We start from the raw sequence: 15,118 nt of genomic DNA on the forward strand, positions 1-15,118 counted from the left end.
GGAAGATGCGGATGGAACCCAACATGCACATCTTCAAGGACGGTCCGGAACTGGCCGAAAAGCTCGCAGGCGATGTTGCTGCGCACCTGAAAGCGGCCATCGAAGAACGCGGGGCGGCCAGCATGGCCGTCTCCGGTGGCTCTACGCCAAAACTGTTCTTCCAGACGCTTTCCAAGCATCAGCTGGAATGGCCGCGCGTCAGCATCACGCTGGTCGATGAACGCTTCGTGCCGCCGGATAACGACCGCTCCAACCACAAGCTGGTCGCCGAGAACCTTTTGCAGAACGAAGCAAAGACGGCCTATTTCGTGCCGCTTTATCAGTCTGCCGCCTCACCTGAAGATGCGGCAACGCTGGCAACCGCAAGAACCGCCGATATCTGTGACCCCTTCGACATCGTCATTCTGGGCATGGGGACCGACGGACATACCGCCTCCTTCTTCCCCGGCGGCGACAACCTCGAGGAAGCGCTCGATCTCGATGAGCCGCGCACCGTGCTGACCATGGCTGCGGAAAATGCCGGTGAGGAACGGCTGACCTTCAACCTTGCAGCGCTTCACGACGCCCGTTTCCTGGTGCTGCACATCGAAGGTGCGGCGAAGAAGGAAACGCTCGCGAAGGCACAGTCCGATCTCGATGAGGACGAAATGCCGATCCGCTCCGTGCTGAACCGTGCGGATTCGACGGTGAATATCTACTGGGCGCCATAACGTCCCGTATTCATGCGGCGGCGGTGCCCGGCATTTGAATGAAACATGATCGTCGGTCCGGTCTCCCAAGCCTGTGGCCGACGCTCAACAGAAGGACAGGATGAAGCCCATGGCTGCCGACTCACGCGTTCAGGACATTACCGCCCGCATCGTTGAACGTTCGAAACCCTATCGCGAAATCTATCTCGAGCGGCTGCGGCTGCAGATCTCCAAGGGCGTTCATCGCTCCACTCTGTCCTGCGGCAACCTCGCCCACGGCTTTGCCGTCTGTTCCCCCGCCGACAAGGACATCCTTGCCGGCGATCGAATTCCCAATCTCGGCATCATCACTGCCTATAACGACATGCTTTCCGCCCACCAGCCTTACGAGATCTTTCCGCAGATCATTCGCGATGCGGCGAAAGAGGCAGGCGGAATTGCGCAGGTGGCAGGTGCAGTGCCTGCCATGTGCGACGGCGTCACGCAGGGCCAGCCCGGGATGGAGCTCTCGCTGTTTTCCCGCGATGCCATCGCCATGGCGGCCGGCATCGGCTTGTCACACAACATGTTCGATGCTGCCGTCTATCTCGGCGTCTGCGACAAGATCGTACCCGGTCTGGTGATCGCAGCACTCACCTTCGGCCATCTGCCAGCCGTCTTCATTCCCGCGGGACCGATGACGACCGGCCTTCCGAATGACGAGAAGTCGCGCATTCGCCAGCTTTATGCGGAAGGCAAGGTGGGCCGTGCGGAACTGCTGGAGGCCGAGTCCAAGTCCTATCACGGTCCTGGTACCTGCACTTTCTACGGCACCGCCAATTCCAACCAGATGCTGATGGAGATCATGGGCTTCCATATGCCCGGCTCCTCCTTCATCAATCCGAACACGCCACTGCGTGATGCGCTGACCAAGGAAGCCGTGAGGCGGGCGCTGGCGATCACAGCACAGGGCAACGAATTTACCCCTGCCGGCGAGATGATCGACGAGCGCTCCGTCGTCAACGGCGTGGTCGGCCTGCATGCGACAGGCGGTTCCACCAACCACACCATGCACCTGATTGCCATGGCACGGGCCGCCGGGATCATTCTGACCTGGCAGGATATCTCCGACCTTTCCGACATCGTGCCGCTTCTCGCCCGCGTCTACCCGAACGGGCTTGCGGATGTGAACCATTTCCATGCGGCCGGCGGCATGGGCTTCCTCATCAAGCAGCTCCTGAAACAGGGCTTCGTGCATGATGATGTGCGCACCGTCTTCGGTCACGGACTTGAGGCCTATACGATCGATGCCAAGCTTGGTGAAAACGGCGCCATCCAGCGTCAAGCAGCACCCGAAGAGAGCCACGATCCGAAGGTTCTCTCCCGCATCGAAACACCGTTCCAGCCAACCGGCGGATTGAAGATGCTGACCGGCAATCTCGGCAAGTCGGTCATCAAGATTTCCGCAGTGAAGCCAGAGCGTCACATTATCGAAGCCCCTGCCATCGTCTTCCACGACCAGCAGGAACTGCAGGATGCCTTCAAGGATGGCAAGCTGAACCGCGACTTCATCGCCGTCGTCCGCTTCCAGGGACCGAAGGCCAATGGCATGCCGGAACTGCACCGGCTCACCCCGCCGCTCGGCGTGCTGCAGGACCGCGGTTTCAAGGTGGCGCTCGTTACCGATGGCCGTATGTCTGGCGCTTCGGGCAAGGTGCCCGCCGCCATTCACGTCACGCCGGAAGCCTCCGATTGCGGGCCGATCTCGCTCATTCGCGATGGCGACATCATCCGTCTCGATGCGGTCTCAGGCACGCTCGAGGTTCTGGTGTCGGCAGCGGAGTTGTCCAAGCGCGAACCTGCGCGGGCCGATCTCTCCGGCAATGAGTGGGGCATGGGCCGCGAGCTTTTCGCGCCGTTCCGTCGCAATGCCGGAACCGCAGACCAGGGCGCCAGCGTCTTCCATTGATCTGACCAATGGCGGTCCGTTTGGGGCATCCGCGATGCCGCGACAAAAGCGGCGCGAAACTCGAGACCGAGTTTCGCAAAAGCACCCTGCGTGGCTTGAAAGAAGAAGCGTCCTTCGCGCGTCCAAAAGGACGAAGGGCGCTCCAGCATCATGCCTTGACATCCCCTCTCCATTTCTCCCCTATTGACGTGAAGGCTAGCGCCTCTGCTGTCATGTGGCTGTGATGATCGCCCTATAGGGCCTGTGCAGCCAGCCGTGGGGGCGGTGGCGCAGTCTGACATGACGGGGCCAAGTATGACGATTTTCTCACGCACACGCCGTAATTCGCTGAAGCTCATGGCCGGAACTGCCATGCTGCCGCTACTGCGTTTACCGGCAGCCGCCGACCAGCAGGCTCCCCTGCGCGCCATCATCATCTCCGACCTGCACTCCGCCTATGAGCGCATGGGCCAGCTTCTGGCAGCGATCGAGACGCGCATTTCCGCAGAGAAAAGCCCACACATCATTCTCCTGAATGGCGATCTGTTCGAAAGCGGTAATACGGTCGCGATGCGGTCTCAAGGCGAGATCGAGTGGAGCTTCCTCGCAGACCTCGCGAAACTCTCACCTACCGTCGTGAATATCGGCAACCACGAGCCGGATATTGATAGCGACCTTGCCCATTTCGTCAGCCGCGCTGAAGGGCTGGGAGTCACCGTCCTTTCCAACATCATCGACAAGCGGAGCGGTGCTCCTTACGCGCCGGCGAGCAAGACATTCGAGATTGGCGGACAAAAGGTCGTTGTGGCCGGGCTCGCCACCAACGCCATCAACACCTATCCGAAGGCGACGCGCGAGGCGCTGACCATTCCCCAGCCCGTGGACTGGGCAAAGGTCAATCTTCCCGAGATCGTCAAGCCGGATGCGATCAACATCGTGATGAGCCATGCCGGTGTGGTGGCGGACCGCGACATCCTTCCTCTGCTGCCGGACGGAACGCTTGTGGTGGGTGGTCACGACCACCTGAACTTCGTGCATGAAGCTGGCGCCACACGCTATGTCCATACCGGCTCTTGGGGCACGTCGATGGCGGTTGCTAGCATTCCAGGCCCCGGCCAGGCCGCAACCATAGAAACGGTGGCGATCGATCGCAGTGCGAAACCCTCCCTTGCTCTCGGCGCGCTGATCGAAAAGACGCTCGCTCAGCATCTGACACCGGAGGAACGGGAAACCGTCGCCAAAACGACGAGTGCCATGACGGTCGATGAGGCGGGTCGTCAGGTGGCCGAGCTTATTGCCGCAAAGGCCGGTGCGGATGTCGGCTTTATCGGCCATACCTCTTTTGGTGCTGGGTTGCCGAAGGGGGAAATCCGCCGCTACGATTTCAACGCATGCCTGCGCTTCGAGGGCAAGTTGATGGTCACCGAGGTCGATGGTGAGGTGCTGAAGCAGATTTTGAGCCGCTGCAATCAGGATGGCGATATTCCACTGGCCAAACGCACCGGCGACTATCTCTATGCGATGCCGGACAATCCTGCGGCGAAAGACCGTTACAAGCTCGTCTGTAACGACTGGTCGGCCACCAATCAGAAATCCTATTTCGGCCGTGACGATCTGACCTTCAGCGAAGTGCCCGATGTGAAGTTGAAACAGACCGTTCTTACGGGGCTCAGCTGATCGCCGGCGAGCTTTACAGCATCGGCCCGAAAGTCGGATCGATTTTCGGAAAGCACGATGCGTCTATCAAAGAAGACAGAGCGTTTTTTGTGCGTCCAAAGAACGCTCTAAGACACACGTAGAGAGTGAGCGCAATTCAAGCGGCCTCGCGGCAACTGATTTGCTCTCACTTTTTTTATGTCCTGACGGCGTGAGCTGCAACCACGCCAGCTGAGTTAGCGGCGGTAGGTTTTTCCCAGCGCATCGAAAAGATGAAGCTTTTCCGGTGGCGCGGAGAAGCGCAGCGTCTGACCCTTCTTCACCGGTGCAATGCCTGGGATCTTGACGATGACCGGCTCCTCACCCGCGGGTGCCTCAAGATAGAGCAGCGTCACTTCACCCAGCGCTTCAACGATCGACACCTTGCCCTCGAACAGATAATCGTCGCCGTCGGCGATGAACAAGTCTTCCGGACGCACGCCAAAGGATGCTGCCTTGCCTTCTTCGCCCGATGGCGTCGGAATATGCACGACGAGTGTCTTGCCGGCCGCGAGATCGAGCGTGGTAGTTTCGCCGGTCGCCTTCACTGTGCCGGCAATGATGTTCATGGCCGGGGAGCCGATGAAGCGGGCGACGAAAAGGTTGGCGGGGTTCTCGTAAAGCTCCAGCGGTTCTCCCACCTGCTCGACGCGGCCGCCATTCAATACCACGATCCGGTCTGCTAGCGTCATGGCTTCCACCTGATCGTGCGTCACGTAGATCATGGTGGTATCGGCCATCTTCTCGCTGAGCTTGGCGATCTCGATGCGGGTCGCGACACGCAAGGCCGCGTCGAGGTTTGAGAGCGGCTCGTCGAAGAGGAAGACCTTGGGGTTGCGGCAGATGGCGCGGCCAATCGCGACGCGCTGGCGCTGACCGCCGGAGAGCGCCTTCGGCAGGCGCTCCAGATATTGCGTGAGCTGCAGGATTTCGGCAGCAGCGCGAACGCGGCGGTCGATCTCCTGCTTGCTTTCCTTGGCGATCTTCATGCCGAAGGCCATGTTGTCGTAGACCGTCATATGCGGGTAGAGCGCATAGGACTGGAAGACCATGGCGATGCCGCGCCGTGATGGCGGGATTTCGTTGACCAACTGGCCGTCGATATACATTTCACCGCCGGTGATCTCTTCCAGACCGGCGATCATACGCAACAGCGTCGACTTGCCGCAGCCGGACGGGCCGACGAAGACGATGAACTCGCCCTGCTTGATATCGAGGTCGATCCCGTGCAGGACCTTCACCTCACCGTAGGATTTACGGATGCCCTTGAGAATAAGGCCAGTCATGCGGTGCTCCTCCCTATGGTGTTACGCGTGGCGGGCGAAAAACGCGCCCCATGCCGGAAGTTCTACGGTTGTGCCATTCCGTTCGGCCGAAAAGCCATGGCCTTCCAGCTCGTTCCACTCGCCATCCGGCACCTTTGCCGTTGCTGGCACGGCCGAAAGGTTGAAGAGGCAAAGCACGGTTTCGTTGCCAAGTGTGCGGGTGTAGCTCAAGACGGTCGCATCCGCGTCCTGGAACTCGATCTTGCCCTTGGCGAACGCCGGGTGCTGCTTGCGGAAGGCGAGGAAGCGACGATAGTGCTCGAGAACGGACGCCTCATTGCCCTGCTGCGCACTGACCGCGCGCTTCTTATGTTCGGCAGGAATGGGAAGCCAGGTCTTATCCGAGGTGGAAAAGCCCGCCTGCGCGTGGCCGGCATCCCAAGCCATCGGCGTGCGGCAGCCGTCGCGACCCTTGAATTCCGGCCAGAACTGAATGCCGTAGGGGTCTTGGAGATCTTCAAAGGCGATATCGGCTTCCGTCAGGCCAAGCTCCTCGCCTTCATAGATGCAGACAGAGCCACGCTGCGTCATCAACAGAGCCGAAAGCACCTTGGCAAAGGCGTCCTTGTCCTCGACCGTCTCACCCCAGCGGGTCACATGGCGCACGACGTCGTGGTTGGAGAAAGCCCAGCAGGCCCAGCCTTCAGGTGCTGCTTGAGCGAAGGCTGCCTGAACTTCTGCAACGCGGGCGGGGGTCAGCGCATCCGGTGCCAGGAATTCAAACGCATAGCACATCTGCATCTTGTCATCGCCGGATGTATATTCGCCGACGATCTCCAGACCGCGCTGGCTGTCACCGACTTCGCCGACGGCGGCAATGTCCGGAAACTCATCCAGTACGGCGCGGAAGCGCTTGAGGAATTCCAGGTTTTCCGGACGGTTCTTGTCGTAGATATGTTCCTGGAAGTTGTAGGGGTTCACCGCAGGCGCGGTGGAGGCGTTGCGGCGTTCCGGCGCAAGTGCCGGGTTGTCGCGCAATTCCTTGTCGTGGAAGTAGAAGTTGATCGTATCGAGACGGAAGCCATCGACGCCGCGCTTCAGCCAGAAGCGGGTGATGTTCAGCAGCTCTTCCTGCACTTCCGGATTATGCAGGTTGAGATCCGGCTGGGAAGTCAGGAAGTTGTGCATGTAATATTGCATGCGGGTCGGGTCCCACTGCCAACCGGAGCCGCCGAAGATCGAGAGCCAGTTGTTGGGCGGCGTGCCATCCGGCTTGCCATCGCTCCACACATACCAGTCGGCGCGCGGGTTGCTGCGACTGGAGCGGCTTTCAACGAACCAGGGATGCTGGTCGGAGGTGTGCGACAGAACCAGATCGATCATCACCCGGATGCCCAGGCGATGGGCCTCTGTAATCAGACCGTCGAAATCGGCGAGCGTTCCGAACATCGGATCGACATCGACATAGTTCGACACGTCATAGCCGAAGTCCCTCATGGGCGAGGTGAAGAACGGCGAAATCCAGATCGCATCCGCGCCGAGATTGGCGATGTGCTCAAGCCTGGAGGTGATGCCCTTCAGATCGCCGATGCCATCGCCGTTGGAGTCCTGATAGGAGCGCGGATAGATCTGATAGATCACAGCACCGCGCCACCAATCCTTGTCCGGAGTAAGGGCAGAAGAAACGGTCGCGGTCATGGTAGTGTCCTGTTGATTGAAAGCATTCATGGTTCGATCAGCCTCCCTTGACGGAGCCGGCCAAGAGGCCGCGCACAAGGTAGCGTTGGAGCGCGAAGAAGACGCAGAGCGGCACGATAATGGTGACGAAGGCCGACGCGGTGAGAATTTCCCAGTTGCCGCCGCGCGAACCGAGCAGCGCGTTCAATGCGCCGGTCAGCACCAGCTCATCCTTCTGCGTGCCGAGGAAGACCATGGCGACGAGAAGGTCGTTCCACGTCCAGAGGAACTGGAAGATGGCGAAGGAGGCAAGCGCCGGGAAGGAGAGCGGCAGCACGATCTTGACGAAAATCTCGAAATCGCTGGCGCCATCCACACGGGCGCTCTCAATGATTTCCTTCGGCAGACCGGAGATATAGTTGCGCAACAGATAGATGGCGAGCGGCAGACCGAAAGCGGTGTGCGCCAGCCAGATCCCGGCATAGGTCTTGGACGGTATGCCGAATATGTTGCCGATGGAATTGTAGAGTTGCAGCAACGGAATGAGAGACATCTGCAACGGAACGACGATCAAACCGACGACCAGTGCAATCATCAAGGATCGACCGCTGAAGCGCATCCATGAAAGCGCGTAGGCAGCAAAAGCGGCAATCAGGATCGGGATGATCGTTGCAGGAATGGCGACCGTCAGCGAATTGACGAAGGACTGGCCGATGCCTTCGGAGAGGAGAACGGTGCGGTAATTGTCGAGCGTAAAGATCGGTGGCGTGGAAACCACGACATAGACGCGTTTTGCGCGCGATCCTTCGAAGCTGGCATTCTTGCTATATTGATAGCTACCGTCCTCGTTGAGCTGAAGCGTTTCGCCATCACCGAGATCGGCGGGCGTCCCGGCCTTGAAGGCGGCCGGTTCCTGAACGCGCACGCCGTAGGCCGAAACATGGCCGCTTTTGCCTTCACCGAAGACGTTGCCGGCAATGACGAAGCGATCGCCCTGCTGGGTCTGGGTCGATGGATCGCCAAGGCGCAGCGCCTGCGTCTGGTTGGAGCTGGAGAAGGCCGTCCACCAGCCGGAAACGACGATCTGGTCCTTGTCTCGCAGCGAGCTGACGAGAATGCCGAGCGTCGGCAGAAGCCAGAGCAGAACGATGAAGAGGACGCTGGCGTGAACGATGAGGCGGGGCAGGCCGATACGGCGCAGACGGGTTGCGATGTTCATATCAACGGCCCTCCATCTCGCGGTTCGCCTGGCGGATGTTCCAGATCATGATCGGTGTGACGGCCGCCATGATGACGAGCGCAATGACCGCACTTCGCCCGCTATCGCCACCGCCACGGAACATCCAGTCGAACATGAGGTTGGCGAGAACCATGGTGTTCCACTGGCCATTGGTCATGGTCAGGACGATATCGAAGACCTTGAGGACGAGAATGGTGATGGTGGTCCAGACGACCGCGATGGTTCCCCAGATCTGTGGCACCATGATCTTCCAGAAAATCTGCCAGCCATTGGCGCCATCGATGACCGCCGCCTCGATGGTTTCTTCCGGAATGCCGCGAAGCGCTGCCGACAGAATGACCATGGCAAAGCCGGTCTGGATCCAGATCAGGATGACCATCAGGAAGAAGTTGTTCCAGAAGGGCATGGAAATCCACACCTGCGGATTGCCGCCGAAGAACTCCACCAGCGCATTGAGAAGGCCGATCTGCGTCTGGCCCTCACCGCGATACTCATAGATGAATTTCCAGATGACGGAGGCGCCGACGAAGGAGATCGCCATCGGCATGAAGACGATGGACTTGGCGATATTGCCCCACCAGATGCGGTCGGTCATGACCGCGATGACGAGGCCCAGAAAGGTGCAAGCGGCGGGGACGACGGCAAGCCAGAGAATGTTGTTGAAGATCGACTGGCGGAAACCGGCGTCGTAGAAGGCCCAGACGTAATTGGAGAAACCGACATAATTGGCTCCTGTCCGATCGTAGAAAGACAGGATAAAGGTCGCAACGACCGGGTAGACAAGATAGACGGCAAGCAGCAGCAGGGCCGGTCCGACGAAGAGCCAGGGACGAATGGCGGCGCGCCGGTTGAGATTTCGCGACGCATGAATGACATCGCCGTCCCGCACCGGAAAAATAAGCTGCAACGCCTTGTCCGACAGCCAGTAATAGGCGGCGCAGGCAAAGACGCCGACAATAACGACACCCAGCGCGGATACGATTTGCGTGATCATCATTCCCTCCCCGATCTTACTTATATTCGGCGCGTTTCCCGCGCCGTTCTATCGATGACAGCCCGGCAGCGATGACTGCCGGGCTGGATCTGAGGATTACTTCAAGCCGTCCCAGGCCTTCTGGATATCGTTGGCGACCTGCTCGGCAGATTGGCCGCCGACATAATCGACCATGCCGGTCCAGAACGCGCCAGCGCCGATCTTGCCGGGCATGAGGTCGGAACCGTCGAAGCCGAAGGTGGTGGCCGTCGTCAGAATCTCGCCCTGACGCTTCACCTGATCATTGGCATAGGCGTCCTTGTTGACGCCCTTGAACGGTGTCAGGAAGCCGGACTGCGCCATCCACACTTCGTGGGCGATCGGCGTCTTCAGGAATTCGACGAGCGCGCGCGCAGCCTTGGAATCCTTGGTGATGGTGAAGAGCGTTCCAGCACCCAGAACCGGCTTGCCAAGATCTGCCTTGGAAGCGAAGGTCGGCATGTAGAAGAAGTCGACATCCGTTCCGACCTTCGTTCCCTCGGGGAAGAAGGATGGAATGAAGGAAGCCTGACGGTGCAGGTAGCACTTCGGTGGAATGTCGAAGAGACCCTTCGGGCTGTCACGGAAGTCGGTAGAGGCAACAGCGGCAACACCGCCCGAAACATACTTGTCGTTCTTGGCAAACTTGCCGAATTCCTCGATGGCGGCGACGACGCGCGGATCGTTGAACTTCACCTCGTTCGTCGTCCACTTCTGGTAGACATCGAGCGGCTGCGTGCGCAGCATGAAGTCTTCCACCCAATCGGTTGCCGGCCAGCCGGTCGCGCCACCAGAGCCGAGACCGATGCACCATGGCGTGCCGCCATCGGCAACGATCTGGTCGCTGAGCTTGACGAGATCTTCCATGGTTTCCGGCACCTTGTAACCGGCTTCCTCGAAGTTCTCAGGAACGTACCAGACCAGCGACTTGACGTCGGCCTTGAACGGGAAGGCGAAATAGGCCTTGTTGCCGTCCTTGTTCTTGTACATGCCAAGATCGACCCAGGACTGGCCTGCGCCGTAATTTTCCTTCACCCAATTTGCCGTCTCGTCACCGAGCGGAGTGAGAAGTCCCTTGGCGGCGAGGTCAGCGAGAAGGCCAGGCTGCGGCAGGATCGCGACGTTTGGCGGCGAGCCAGCCTGCGTATCGATAACGATCTGCTGTTCGTAATTCTCCGAAGACGAGTAACGGACATTGACGCCGGTCGCATCGGCGAAATAGGCCAGCACGGACTGGAACAGCGCTTCGTCTTCGCCGCGCCACGGTCCGAAGATCGTCAGCGTTTCGCCCTTTAGGCTGGAATTGGCGGCCTTGAAGGCTTCGTAGCTCTTCCAGTTGAACTTGCTGTCTTCACCCGGCTTGAATTTGAGTTCGGCGGCAAAGGATGCGCCCGACAGAAGCGTGGCTACGGCAACGGTCGTTAAAAATATTTTTTTCATGTGATCTACCTCCCATCACATTAATCGGCTTCGGCGCGTCTTTTCAAAGCGCTTTGGCTGCCTATTCATCTCATTGAGAATTGCTCGGAGTCAAGAGGGTTGATGATCATCCCAAATTTGGTCCTCTTTTGCTGTGCGGGAGACTGTATTTGCGCTGCAGCAGAGTTTTTTGAATTGTCTAGCGCTCCAACACTTGCTAGCCTTCAAAGCGGTTTGGAGACGGTGGAGGAGCCGTCCCTTTCCAGAGTCCGCAGGCTTGAGCAGCAGAGGGAGGCTGGGCATGAATCTGAAACAACTATCGCAGTTGCTTGGCATCTCTCAGACGACGATCAGCCGCGCCTTGAACGGCTATCCCGAAGTCAATGCCGAGACGCGCCGCAAGATCATCGAGGCGGCGCGCCAGAACGGTTATCGACCCAACGCGGCAGCGCAGCGGCTGGCGACCGGCAAGGTCGGCTCCATCGGTCTCGTGATGCCCACGGGTGCAGAACATCAATCCGACGTTCACTTCGGGGAGTTCCTCAACGGGCTTGGGGAGGTCTCGGCGAGAAACGGATTTCACTTGGTTATCATGCCGACCGATCCGCGTGACGAGGACGAAGCGTTGCAGGATCTCGCCGCCAATGGCACGGTGGACGGCATCTATCTCGCCTATATGAAAAAGAACGATCGTCGCATCGCGATGATGAAGAGCCTGTCGATCCCCTTCATGGTGCATGGCCGCTCCTGGGGGATCGAGCCGGATTACCCCTTTCTCGATGTCGACAATGAGGGCGCCTTTCATGACGCCGCATCGCTGCTGCTCCAACTCGGCCATGAAAACATCGCGCTGATCAATGGGCCGGAGGGTTATGACTTTACCTTCCGTCGCTACCGCGGTGTGGAAGCGGCATTGGCCGCTCAGGGCCATTCACTCGATCCTGACAAGGTCAGCCACAGCGTGATGACCGACGAGGCCGGGTTCTTGATGATGGAACGGCTGCTCGACCAGCAGCAACAGCCGACCGCCGTTCTCTGTGCCTCCACCGCACTTGCGCTCGGCGCCATCCGATCGCTCAACCAGCGGGGCCTGCGTCCCGGGCGGGATATTTCCCTCATCGCCCATGACGACGTGCTGCCACTCTTGAAACCGGTGAACTTTTCCGTGCCGCTGACCACGACACGGTCTTCGCTTCGGGCAGCAGGCATGCGCGTTGCCGAACGGCTGATTGCCCAGATCAAGACCGGGCAAAATGAGCCGTTTCACGAGCTTTGGAAAGCGGAACTGGTGGTGCGCGCCTCCACCGGGCCCGCCCCTCGGTAACTGGATTAGAACGTCGGCGCGTCTTTGCCGAGCGCGCGGTGCGCAGCGATCACCGTGTTGGCCATCAGCATGGCAATCGTCATCGGGCCAACGCCGCCCGGGACAGGCGTGATGGCCGCAGCGACCGCACTTGCCTCTTCGAACGCCACATCGCCGACGAGCCTGGACTTGCCCTCGCCCTTCTCGGGTGCCGGAATGCGGTTGATGCCGACATCGATGACGGTAGCGCCGGGCTTGACCCAATCGGCCTTCACCATTTGCGCGCGCCCGACGGCGGCAACCAGAATGTCGGCGGACTTGCAGACGGAGGCCAGATCCTTGGTGCGCGAATGCGCCATCGTCACCGTTGCGTTGGCGTTGAGCAGCAATTGACCCATCGGCTTGCCGAACAGGTTGGAACGACCGATTACCACGGCGTTCAGGCCGGACAGATCATCCCCATGGATGCTGCGAACCAGAAGCATGGCACCGGCCGGGGTGCAGGAGAGCAGGCCTGTCTTCAGATCGCCGACAGCGAGCTTTCCGGCATTCAAGACGCTCAGACCATCGACATCCTTTTCCGGCAGAATCGACTGGATAATCGGGTCGGAATCGAGGTGTTTTGGAAGCGGTAACTGAACGAGAATGCCGTGGATCGATGCGTCCGCATTCAGCGTTGCGACCAGGACTGCGAGCTCCTGCTGTGTCGTTTCTTCCGGCAGCGTATGCTGGACCGAGTTGAAACCGCATTGCTTGGCCATCTTGCTCTTGGAGTTCACATAGGCATGGCTTGCAGGATCATCGCCGACGATGACGACAGCGAGACCAGGCTTCTTGCCGGTCTCATTCTCCAGACGCTCAGCCGCGTCTCGCACAGCATCCGTCACGGATGCCGCCTTGGCCTTGCCGTCGATCACAACCACCATATGCCTGCCTCCTGAGAACCCGCAAACCAGCCTTGAGGGGTAAAACCCCTAATGCTGCGCGAAGCTACAGATTGCAAGGGAAAATCAGTGGATCAGCCGCGACGCCGCATGTCGTCTTCGACAAAGCCGTTCAATCTTTGCTTGAGCAAAGCGAGTTCCTGTCGAAGCGTTCGTAGCTCGTCCGTTTCGGCCTGTGCATGGTCTGCCTTGCCTTCCAAAGCGGCGGCCAGCAAAGGCGGCAGACGGAAGCCATCCTCCTTTTGCGCCGTCTCCGCATACCGGACGCGGTTGGCGAGTAGGACTTGGCGGACACGTTCATCGAGCGGGATATCATTGGCAGGCTCATCGTGGAGATCGTATTCCCACGTATCGTTTTCGGTCACATCGTAGCGCTCGCTGGCGTAGACGGGCTCGACATCGTCCTCGACCAGATCATGGAAGATGTCCGGCTCGATCTCGAACCGCTCATCATGCGCTTCAACCTTTGCAGGGGTTGCCTCGAAAGCCGTCTCCGCCTCTATTGCCATTTGAATGGCGGCCCCGACCCGGTCCTGCGTCTCCGTGCGGCGGAAGCTGATGAGGAAGAGCGCGAGCAGTACTCCCACCAGAGCGCCGGCGGCTGCCATCGCGCCAGGTATCATCTGCGGCAGAATACCCTCTTCCTGCAGCACCGCGGGTGATGCGGGCTTCGCGATCGCGGCCGTCACGGTCGGTGCTGCGAAGGGACCGGCCTTTTCGCTTGCTGCAAGATAATCGCGCCGGGCTTTTTCGAGAGCCGTTTCCAGCTTGGCAAGCTCTTCCGGTGCATTACCCATAGCGCGCAATTGTTCTTCAACGACGGCTTTCGCGCGGGTCTCAGCGTCAAGCGTGGCGGCAACGTCCTTCAACTCCGCCTTGGCACCGTCCAGCGCACGGCGCAGAGCCGGCATGGCGGCAGATCTTGCGGCATCGACAGCGCCTTGGGCCGCAATGGTGCGCGGGTGTTTCGGTCCGTGATCGACATTGACGTCGTCAAGCGCAAGCTTTGCAGTGGTGTAGTTGTCTCTGACGGGCGCGAGAGTTTCGAAGACGGGAAGCGGCGGCAGTGCCTTCGTGAGCACATCGTCCGTCTTCATCGCCGAGACTTTGGTCACAGCCTGGGCGAGGTCGTGCTCCTTCTCACCCAAAGCCGCAATCGTTGCGTCCGCCTCGTGAAGCGATTGCTGCAGGCCCTGGATACGCGAGACAATATCGTTGCCGTGGCGCATCTGAAATCCGGTCAGGGCGCCCTCCGCCGCGTCGAGCGCGGTGCGTGCTTTTTCCACCGCTTGCAAGGCGGGTTCGGCATGATCGCCGCCCACGCCTTTGACGACCTGGCGAGCGAGATAATCGACGATCCGCTCTGCGGCCTTAGGCGTTGCGGCGGTAACACCGACATCGATGTCCGTCTTCGATGCCGAGGTGATCTTGACGGACTGACGAAGCGCGTCTTCGATGGCGTTGACGGGGGTTGCTGGCTGCACGTCGCCTGAAAGCAGGTTCGCCAGCATGGCGAGGCGTCCCTCTTCAACAATGCCCGTAACATCGCCAGGCTTGAGCTTCAGCTCTGAAATGGCAAGCGTGAGGGCCACCGGGGACAGCAGGCTCTGCTGCATGGACGCAGCCACCCGGCCGGTATCGACTGGGCTCCCGCCTGGGGCTGAAACTCTGACGACGGCGTGCGAGACATATCCTGCAGACGGCGATGGAAGGAATGCGGACGGCAGGATAGCACCCGCTGTCGCGAACATCAGAACGAGAGCCGCGGGCACGACGACACGCCGCCATCTGCCTGTCGCAGCCTGCTCCGTAACCGAACCGACATGTGTTTGCGTATGAAGAGCCATTGCGAACCCGCAGGGATGTAAGAGCCGTCCGTCTGGCGGAAATATCAATGAAATCTAAAGCGCCATGGCAAACAAATGGTTAATGCCACGGCGAATTGTG

The 15,118-nt window shown here is 59.8% G+C and carries 11 protein-coding genes; 4 read left to right on the top strand and 7 right to left on the bottom strand.

Going from position 1 to position 15,118, the window contains the following annotated elements:
* Positions 1-11 precede the first annotated feature (11 nt).
* From pgl to PVA19_RS00720, 3 genes are all read left to right on the top strand, one after another.
* A complete protein-coding gene (pgl, locus tag PVA19_RS00710) occupies positions 12-710 on the top strand; it encodes a 6-phosphogluconolactonase (protein ID WP_274100871.1) in 699 nt (232 codons plus the stop codon).
* Between the two features lie 109 nt (positions 711-819).
* A complete protein-coding gene (gene edd, locus PVA19_RS00715) occupies positions 820-2,637 on the top strand; it encodes a phosphogluconate dehydratase (protein ID WP_274100872.1) in 1,818 nt (605 codons plus the stop codon).
* Positions 2,638-2,931: 294 nt separating this feature from the next.
* A complete protein-coding gene (locus PVA19_RS00720; protein WP_144621701.1) occupies positions 2,932-4,293 on the top strand; it encodes a metallophosphoesterase in 1,362 nt (453 codons plus the stop codon).
* 215 nt (positions 4,294-4,508) lie between these two features.
* Here PVA19_RS00720 and PVA19_RS00725 read toward each other — a convergent pair whose 3' ends face one another.
* From PVA19_RS00725 to PVA19_RS00745, 5 genes are all read right to left on the bottom strand, one after another.
* Positions 4,509-5,597, bottom strand: a complete 1,089-nt coding sequence (locus PVA19_RS00725) for an ABC transporter ATP-binding protein (RefSeq protein ID WP_144621702.1) — start codon at positions 5,595-5,597, stop codon at positions 4,509-4,511.
* Positions 5,598-5,618: 21 nt separating this feature from the next.
* Positions 5,619-7,274: a beta-galactosidase BglA gene (bglA, locus tag PVA19_RS00730; protein ID WP_274100873.1), complete on the bottom strand. Its 1,656-nt coding sequence runs from the start codon at positions 7,272-7,274 to the stop codon at positions 5,619-5,621.
* Between the two features lie 37 nt (positions 7,275-7,311).
* Positions 7,312-8,472, bottom strand: a complete 1,161-nt coding sequence (locus PVA19_RS00735) for a carbohydrate ABC transporter permease (RefSeq protein ID WP_274100874.1) — start codon at positions 8,470-8,472, stop codon at positions 7,312-7,314.
* 1 nt (position 8,473) lies between these two features.
* On the bottom strand, positions 8,474-9,487 hold the full coding sequence (locus tag PVA19_RS00740; RefSeq protein ID WP_274100875.1) for a carbohydrate ABC transporter permease: 1,014 nt from the start codon (positions 9,485-9,487) through the stop codon (positions 8,474-8,476).
* Between the two features lie 96 nt (positions 9,488-9,583).
* Positions 9,584-10,945: an ABC transporter substrate-binding protein gene (locus PVA19_RS00745; RefSeq protein WP_274100876.1), complete on the bottom strand. Its 1,362-nt coding sequence runs from the start codon at positions 10,943-10,945 to the stop codon at positions 9,584-9,586.
* Between the two features lie 154 nt (positions 10,946-11,099).
* Here PVA19_RS00745 and PVA19_RS00750 point away from each other — a divergent pair, with 154 nt between their 5' ends.
* Entirely contained in the window at positions 11,100-12,248 is a 1,149-nt protein-coding gene (locus PVA19_RS00750; RefSeq protein WP_440598479.1) for a LacI family DNA-binding transcriptional regulator, read from the top strand.
* A 5-nt stretch (positions 12,249-12,253) separates the two neighbouring features.
* On the opposite strand, the gene folD is transcribed toward PVA19_RS00750, so the two are convergent.
* Both folD and PVA19_RS00760 read right to left on the bottom strand, forming a co-directional pair.
* Positions 12,254-13,153 (bottom strand): bifunctional methylenetetrahydrofolate dehydrogenase/methenyltetrahydrofolate cyclohydrolase FolD, encoded by a 900-nt coding sequence (gene folD, locus PVA19_RS00755; protein ID WP_274100877.1) that lies wholly within the window; start codon positions 13,151-13,153, stop codon positions 12,254-12,256.
* 92 nt (positions 13,154-13,245) lie between these two features.
* Positions 13,246-15,018 carry a hypothetical protein gene (locus PVA19_RS00760; RefSeq protein ID WP_274100878.1) on the bottom strand — a complete coding sequence of 591 codons (1,773 nt, stop codon included), beginning with the start codon at positions 15,016-15,018 and terminating at the stop codon, positions 13,246-13,248.
* Between the last annotated feature and the right edge of the window lie 100 nt (positions 15,019-15,118).

The sequence above is a fragment of the Agrobacterium sp. CNPSo 3708 genome (assembly GCF_028674915.1).
Lineage (GTDB): Bacteria > Pseudomonadota > Alphaproteobacteria > Rhizobiales > Rhizobiaceae > Agrobacterium > Agrobacterium cavarae.